The organism is Bradyrhizobium genomosp. III (genome assembly GCF_000261705.1).
Taxonomy (GTDB): Bacteria; Pseudomonadota; Alphaproteobacteria; order Rhizobiales; family Xanthobacteraceae; genus Bradyrhizobium; species Bradyrhizobium ottawaense.
Genome location: NZ_AJQF01000474.1, coordinates 22,288 through 29,873 on the forward strand (window position 1 = coordinate 22,288; position 7,586 = coordinate 29,873).

Here is a 7,586-nt window from a genome sequence, read left to right on the forward strand (position 1 = left end):
GAGCGAACCCCGAAAAGACTCCCTTTGGCCAGGGGCCGATTGGATTCTGCTCACCAACACAGACCTTCATATGCCGTGCACTTTGGACTTACCGAGCATCTCTGCCGTCCTCGAAAGGCGACGCTCCACAGAACATCACCAGTTGCGCTGCGCCCGCAGCAGCAAGGTCAGTGTGCTCTGATCCTTCAGCTCGTATAGAGCGATCGGCTTGGCGACGGTTAATTGCAGCGGCAGTGTTACGACACTGCCGCTCGCATACTTCTGATCGAGCCTCGTGTAAGCTACGTCGGCCGAGAAGGTTAAATTCTTGATCGGCGTCCAGCGTGTGATGAGGCCAACGGCTCCGTAGTTGAAATCCGGGTTACAGCCAGCAAGGCCGCTGGATAGCGAGAGGCCTGCAACAAAGGCTCCGCAGACATAGCCTTTGGCCGTATGGTTGTACCGAACAGCTGCCCAGCCGCCATAGATCCCGGTATTCCAATATGCATTCCAATTGTGGGTGTAACCAGCTCGGAAGCCGTAAGTTGTGGTCAACTCCTGTTTAGTGCCGGCCACAAAGACGGAATCAGACAGACCCGCAAGACCCAGGCTTTGATAGGCGCCGGCGATAGCTGTGCCGCCGTACATCGCGTAGGTGGTCGCCATATTCTCGTTGAAGTCGTAACGGCTCGCACCCTTAGTATACACGCCAGATATGTTGATTGTGTCACCTGGCCCTGTCAGGATGTTCTTGATCGAGATGGCCAACTGAGCGGCCCACCCCCATTTGTCAGCGGGATGGCCGGTCGTTTCGTCGGCACCGTTGTAAGCGGCATGGTTGTCATGTGCCGCAACGGACGCCTGGAAAAGTCCCCAGGCCTGATCCACGCGCAGCATGGCAATGAAGTCTGGGGCGGCCGCACCGCCGATGTCGTTGCCACCATACGCACCCGTCGCGAGCCCAGCTGAGGTCGCAGCGCTCACGTTCCAGACGCTAGTTGTGGCATGAGCGACTTGATCCTGAGCTGAGAAAGACGCGGTAATGCCTTGGCCGAAATCTGCTGTATAAGTGAACTGGTTGACGCCTGTGACCCATCCGGTTCCGCCTGGCAGATCATCGTAATTATTCGCGGGATAGTTCGTCCAAGGCACGGAGAACTGCGAGATCGCCTTCCCCACGGTGAACCCGGCGAACTGAATGAAGGCGGAATAGACGCCGAGGGTACCGGCGGCGATGCCACCTGGGCTGGCGTTGTTTGGCGCCTGAACACCGGCGATCGCCGAGTAAACGGTCGCACCCGTTCCGGCGCCACTGTAGGCTCCATCCGTCCAGGTTAGGCCTGTCTCGAAGAAGGTCCGAAGCGTGCCATATTCGGTCGCCGTTCGTGTATCGATATTCAGATCTCCGCGGGAGCGCGACGTATAGGCATTACTGAGGCGCGTCCGGGCGCCCGCCACTCCATTGTAAGCTGGGTCGAAATCACTGTTGCTGTTCACGACCAAGTCAGTGCGCAGGTAACCGCCGAGTTTGACGCAGGTGTCCGTGCCTGGAATGTAATAGAAGCCAGCGCCATATAACGAGCAGACTCTCACGTACGCGACCGTTTTGGCCCTCAGCGGCAGGTCCGCCGCTTGTGTGCCGGTCCACTCCGCCAATCCTGCGGCAAAGCTGAGAATACCTAACGCAGTCCTGTAGTTAGAATGAGAATACTTACGCCCGAACGTCATTGCCTCTCTCCTTGCCAGCCTTTGTGGCCCGCCCAAGTAGCGTCGGGGAACAACCGTTCGGTGACACGCATCGAATAATGCGATCGAACCCTCCAATTCGATGATGCTTATAGGTCGGTTATAATCAGTGGTTTGATGTCCATCCAAATGGCTGCCCTTCGCGGATGGTCGCCGAAAGAACGTCTCAAGGACTGACTGTGCGAACCGCGTGCGCGCCTGGCATGGCAGCGGCGCCGAGAAACAGTTCGATCTGCTCCAACCGCCCAGCAAAATCAGGATTCGAAGCTCCGGACTCTGCTGCTTCAATTCGGCGAGCTCGGCGAATTGCCACTGATGGAATTAAGGCGCAGTTCTGTCGCAGCAGTTGATATGATCGCCGTATCGACGCTCAGCCGACAGGGCTGATCGTATCGGCGGCGCGATCCAAAGCGGGGACGGGCCCTTCTTGAGAACGGACGTTCTAGGAAGGACCTGAGTCCGGGGTCTCATTCGGCTTATGCACCTAGCTGGCGCCAGCCGAAGCCGGAAAATCGATGATCCTGTCCGCGTTTAAGGTGTCCTTCCACGGAGGCGCGCAGTGCAACGAAGGCAGCACCCACGGCGGACGATTTCCATAACGCAACACCAGTATTTCGCCGCATTCGAGGAAGGATCTCTTTAGTCAATCAATAGAGACCGGCGAACGCCTAGAGGAGAGGAGACCGGGACAAAGCGAAGTTTTTCGCATCAATCGCCACGTCCGCCGTTGCGACACCAACATCCTGCGGACCAAAAATCGGCCATGCGCCGCTTTTGACCGTCAGCACGCTATGGCTACGCATTACCGCGACTCTCCCATTGCTAGAACTGATAGGAGAACCCGGTTCGCAATTCAGGTACCCTACACCAGCTGTGCTTGGCACGACCAAACCGCATTAGCCTATGCGGCCGCCACGAAGATGATCCTTGATGTCATTCCATCATGCGCAGTATAAGTCGCCTGGCGAGCCCCGTTCGCGTGACTCCGCCCCACGGATTGTTCTCGTTGGCCGAGATCGGGCCGGTAACTGGGTCGCCTGCGAACGACGGGGCGCATTTGGCGGCTTCTTTATCAGCCGCACCCAAGCTCTGAGATATGCTCTCTTCGAGAACGGCGGCCATCCGGAGTGCATCATCGAGGTAACGCGTGCAATTGAACTCGATTTTCGGACGCCACAGCCCGAACAGTAGGACGCTCCGCGGCGTCATGCGCTCCGCTACGGGCGAACTCGTATAGTTTTATCAGAAGAGCTTTCAGGACGGCCCTGATGCTTTGCTCTCGAGCCCTTCCGCACATCACCACGGTGTTGAGCTAAAGCGCAGATCGGCTTCGCCGGCTCAACTCCCGACCCGGAGACCCCGCTTTTCTCTTAGTGTCACCTACCATTTCGAGCAATTGATCGAGATGACAGAAGCACATCATTTGTCGAGCGATGAACGTTGATCTATCGCCGCGCGGCAGTCTGCACGGGCGCCTGGCCGGCGTGGTGTCGCCTTGCTGCATCAGCACGCATCCGCACCGAACGCAAACAACCCAATCGCTGATTTTTCGGCGATCAACTGCCTTCTTCCACAGCCTGTAGCCGCCGACCGGAACAGCTTCACGACATGAGCCTTCATGGTACGGCAGGCTGACGGGCAACATTGATCACTTAGCTGTCAGCTCATGTTTTACGATCCGACTTACTATTGATGTCGAGAGCTCTTCAACTTTGATTCGATTGAACCGACGTGCACGCGTGATTTGGACTAGCGCTCAGGATTCGTGTGCTTGTCTTTGCTCTTGTAACGGAGCAACTCACGATAACCGCGCCGCATGAGGCGCAGCCCCACCTTAACCAGGCGAATGGACCGGCTGCGCAGATCGTGTGTTTTCCCGCCTCGGTAATGCGAGCTTTGCCAAAAAATGCCTACCGCGATGTTGCGATGGCTGTTGCCTTCCAGCCACCCATCCACTGCACGCAAAGCGAGAATGTGCCGGGCGTCGCGTTCCGATTGATCGACTAAGAGGGGACGATCCAACGGGACGCTGTTCGAGTGCCAACCCGAAACGATGTGCAGCTTGTAAACGGATGGCGAAGTTGCGGTCGAGCGGCAAGTCGAACACGATCATTGTTCCACTCGGCGGGAGTTCTGTTAGCCAAAGCCGATGCTTCGCTCCACCGAGTGGCACGACAGCATGCCATCCGGCCGGTGCTTCACGCAACTCGCTGCCTGTCAGGTCGGCGAAATCAAGGTACACACGGCTTAGACACCATCCAGCCGACCGCCGTGCGGACGATCAGCACGCTCGACGGCGCCTCAGGCGACCAGAAAACAGCCTGTTTGTCGAAAGTCTTCCGGATCAGCCGGAAAACGTCAGTCCCCAATTACGCCGGAAGTGGTCCGTCGTGCTGGACCGTTTGCTCCTGTGCAGAGTCCTGAAGTCTTTTTGATAGTCGTGGTCGCGGCGTAGCCACTCCCACGCTATGTCGGCCGCTTCTGCCTGCTTGACTTCGTGGTATGCGCACTTTGATCTCCAGTCGGCAGCATGGCACTATTTCCCCGCATGTCCGAATGCACGTGCAAAAGAAACTGCGCGGTCGTGACGATTTATGGCTGCACAGCCACAACCGTTCAAGATTGATGCGTTTTGGCGATGGAACAATCAACTTCAGCGATTTGAAAAGGACCCACCTCGGCTTCGGAACTGTCACTCTTCCTTCTCGGCAATTCGGTGCGGGCGATCGCGATTACTTCGGCGTGCCCTACCAACAGGCTGGTGGTGCGCGATGCGAGGAAATGAGGCATTGGCCGTGCCTCGCGCACCACGCGATCCCCAACTGTCCGCGAACCGACACTGGGCATTCTTGCTTTCGTTTCCGCCCAACCGAGCTCCGGACTGGTATGGCTCCCCTAAGCCTCAGTCCAAGGTTAATCGGTTATGCCGAAGCGTAAACTGGGACGGAATGCTAGTCGACCAGGCGCCAGCGACGCCTGCGACGATTCTTGATCACTGCTTCCAGCTCGTGATGGGCGCCCTTGTGCCTCGATAACCGCCCGATCGACGGATGATGGCTTTAACACGCCCGCTCACGGATGACACCGAAGCACGCATCTGGTCGCCAGCAAAGGGCGGCCTGGATTGGATTTGATGCTGCGTATCCGAATGTGTAACCAGCAAGACCATCGTGGCAGGCGCCGCGGCAAAGCATTGGTCCAGGACGCGCAAGCGACACTATTGCGCACACATGCAGCGGCGGAACATGCCCCCTCCGTCTCAGCCAAGTTCCTGCGGATTTGACGCAACGATCTAGGGTCCAGTCAACTACCAAACCTCGCAATTGATTCACATGACAGATGGATGTCATCTTCACTGCACGAACGTCGGCCGATCAAGCGAGGAATTTGGCATGCAAGATCAATCCCAATCTGTTCTCGCCAATCGTCCAGATCATTCCGCTGATTCTTCAGTTGCAGAAATGTTGCGGGCCGAGGTCTGCTCCAGCAGCCAACTCTCGTTCCTTATGGAAGCACATGACGGCCTCTCCGCCGCGATCGCCGAGCGCGCGGGCTTCAAAGGGCTCTGGGCATCTGGTCTGTCGATCGCGTGCTCGCTCGGTTACCGTGACGCGAACGAAGCGTCCTGGAGCCAACTCGCCGACGTAGTCGAGCGGATCGTGGACTCGAGCCGACTGCCTGTCCTCGTCGACGGTGATGGAGGCTTCGGTAACTTCAACAATGCTCGTCTGCTGGCACGCAAACTCCATCAACGGGGTGCAGCCGGTGTCGCGCTGGAGGACAGCTGCTTTCCCAAGATGAATTCGTTTGTTGGCGATCGACATCCGCTCGCCGAAGTCAACGAATTCTCCGGCCGTCTGCGCGCGGTGAAGGATGCATTGGCCGAAGACTTCGTTCTTGTGGCCCGCATCGAGGCACTGATTGGTGGTAAAGGGATGGACCAGGCCATTATGCGCGCTCACGCTTACGCGGACGCCGGAGCCGACGCGATCCTCATTCACTCGCGAAGGAATGCCGCAGATGAGATCGTTGCGTTCGCACGCGCTTGGCAGAACAAGTTGCCTCTCGTGATCGTTCCCACGAAATATTATCGAACACCAGCCTCTGTGTATCGCGAAGCTCGCATCTCCACAGTGATCTGGGCCAATCACTCGATGCGAGCGGCAATGGCAGCAATGGGGCAAGTCTGTCGTCGTATTATGACCGAGGAAAGCACTGCGAGCATTGAGCCTGGTATCGCGACCCTTGATGAGGTCTTTGAATTGCTAAGATATGACGAATTGGCACGAGCGGAAGCTCGATATCTGCCTGGGCAGCGATGCGGGGCTTTTCATTCAGACGGCGGCATCGATTTTGTAGGGGGCTGACATGAAAGGTTCGCCTCGCAGCGCCAATCGTGACATGCCGGGTTAAAGGAGAGCGCACATGCTGGCGGAGCGAACAGCCCTGTTCAAACACTCGGACAGAGCTGCGGCATGGACCGCGGCCAAAGCGGCTACCTTGAGCGCCGAGCAGATCATCGATCTGACCGCTGAAGAGATCCGGAGTGATCTACCGCCGATGGTGCGCGAGGGCACCATCATCGCGATCAATCGCAGTATCAACCGCGACACTGAGACAGGCGCCCCGACGGAGCTCCGAGAGGCGATCGCTCGCAGAATTTCCTCCGAGACTGGTCAACCCTGGTCAATGGATGAAGTCGCAGTTACGAACGGCTCCAGCCACGCTCTCTTCAGCGCAGCTATGGTGCTTCTGAATCCGAAAGATGAGGTGCTCATCCCCGTTCCGCATTGGACTTCTTTCCCCGCGCAGGTTCTCTTGGCAGGCGGAGTTCCGATTTTCATCGAGACCAGGGACAACAATTACGTGCCGAAGCCTTCAGATCTCGCTGCGGCAGTTACGTCAAGGACTAAAGCGATCGTTGTCAACACCCCGAACAATCCGACAGGCACGATTTACGACCGCGAAACTCTTACTGAAATTGCGCATCTTGCGGCCGAGCGGGATCTCTGGATTGTGTTCGATGAGTGCTATGGGGCTTTCGCCCATGCTCCACACACCCATCATCCGATTGTGTCGGTCGCTCCTGCGGCGCGTCATCGCACGCTAATCGTTAATTCGTTCTCCAAATCCCTCGCCCTGAGCGGCTGCCAGATTGGTTATCTCGCCGGCCCCAAATGCGTTATAAGCGCCGCGCTGGCGCTACAACGCGATACGGCCTGCAACCCAGATGTTCTTTCCCAACATGCACTGCTCCATCATTTGGATTCGGGTGATGTCGTCTTCCAACAAAAACTTCAACGTCAAGTCAGCGAGGCGCGAACGCTTGGGCTCTCGGTTCTTTCGACCCTGAAGTCGATCCCGCAACCTGCAGCTCAAGGCGGATTCCACTTCTATCTAGATATCAACGGGTGGCGGCAAAGCACCAAGGGGCCAGGCCCCGAATTCAACGCCGATGACGTCGTTGACGTATTGCTGATGGACGCTGGTGTCGCGGCAGCTTCGGGCACGATCTTTGGCGATTCAGACGGGGTCCGGCTCTCCTATGGGATTGACCTTGGCTCGCTCGACAAGGGCTTGCGGCGTTTGTCCGCAACTTTAAACACGTGGCATTGAAGTCCTGGTGTGATCGGCATGCTTAGCGTTGCGGAAGGTTAGCACTATGGCTGAAGTTCCTCGCCGCGCTATCGTGCTTGCAGCCGGCCTCGGCTCGTGCCTGCGGCCGCTGACGGATCTGCGGCCAAAACCACTGGTCGAGGTTAACGGCATGCCGATCCTGCACAACGCCCTGCGGAATCTGGAGGCCATCGGCGTCGGTGAGGTGACGGTTGTGGACGCCATCCAGTATGCCTGCGGCAGGC

Annotated in this window: 6 protein-coding genes and 1 pseudogene; 3 read left to right on the top strand and 4 right to left on the bottom strand. The window is 57.6% G+C overall.

The annotated features are described in order from the left end of the window. Positions 1-135: 135 nt before the first annotated feature. From IC66_RS0137395 to IC66_RS47315, 4 genes and pseudogenes are all read right to left on the bottom strand, one after another. The gene (locus IC66_RS0137395; RefSeq protein WP_083859384.1) at positions 136-1,707 is read right to left on the bottom strand and encodes a porin; all 1,572 of its coding nucleotides are present in this window, start codon (positions 1,705-1,707) and stop codon (positions 136-138) included. A gap of 1,767 nt (positions 1,708-3,474) precedes the next feature. After that, positions 3,475-3,747, bottom strand: a complete 273-nt coding sequence (locus tag IC66_RS48675) for a DNA -binding domain-containing protein (RefSeq protein WP_354267814.1) — start codon at positions 3,745-3,747, stop codon at positions 3,475-3,477. Positions 3,748-4,069: 322 nt separating this feature from the next. Next, a pseudogene (locus IC66_RS49295) lies at positions 4,070-4,237 on the bottom strand (transcriptional regulator domain-containing protein); the annotation flags it as partial. A gap of 104 nt (positions 4,238-4,341) precedes the next feature. Beyond that, on the bottom strand, positions 4,342-4,515 hold the full coding sequence (locus IC66_RS47315) for a hypothetical protein (RefSeq protein WP_162131357.1): 174 nt from the start codon (positions 4,513-4,515) through the stop codon (positions 4,342-4,344). A 671-nt stretch (positions 4,516-5,186) separates the two neighbouring features. Here IC66_RS47315 and aepX point away from each other — a divergent pair. The 3 genes from aepX to IC66_RS46725 all read left to right on the top strand — a co-directional run. Further along, complete coding sequence (aepX, locus tag IC66_RS0137410; protein WP_049806734.1) at positions 5,187-6,092, top strand: phosphoenolpyruvate mutase; 906 nt, start codon at positions 5,187-5,189, stop codon at positions 6,090-6,092. Between the two features lie 58 nt (positions 6,093-6,150). Beyond that, positions 6,151-7,341 carry a pyridoxal phosphate-dependent aminotransferase gene (locus tag IC66_RS0137415; protein ID WP_038951016.1) on the top strand — a complete coding sequence of 397 codons (1,191 nt, stop codon included), beginning with the start codon at positions 6,151-6,153 and terminating at the stop codon, positions 7,339-7,341. 46 nt (positions 7,342-7,387) lie between these two features. Further along, on the top strand, positions 7,388-7,586 hold a 199-nt coding region (locus IC66_RS46725; RefSeq protein ID WP_157158168.1), incomplete at its 3' end, for an NTP transferase domain-containing protein.

Bases quoted from the DNA above. Each gene is read 5' to 3' on its own strand.
- IC66_RS47315 (WP_162131357.1), bottom strand. From the start codon at position 4,515: ATGCCTCATTTCCTCGCATCGCGCACCACCAGCCTGTTGGTAGGGCAC.
- IC66_RS0137415 (WP_038951016.1), top strand. From the start codon at position 6,151: ATGCTGGCGGAGCGAACAGCCCTGTTCAAACACTCGGACAGAGCTGCG.
- IC66_RS0137395 (WP_083859384.1), bottom strand. From the start codon at position 1,707: ATGACGTTCGGGCGTAAGTATTCTCATTCTAACTACAGGACTGCGTTA.
- aepX (WP_049806734.1), top strand. From the start codon at position 5,187: ATGTTGCGGGCCGAGGTCTGCTCCAGCAGCCAACTCTCGTTCCTTATG.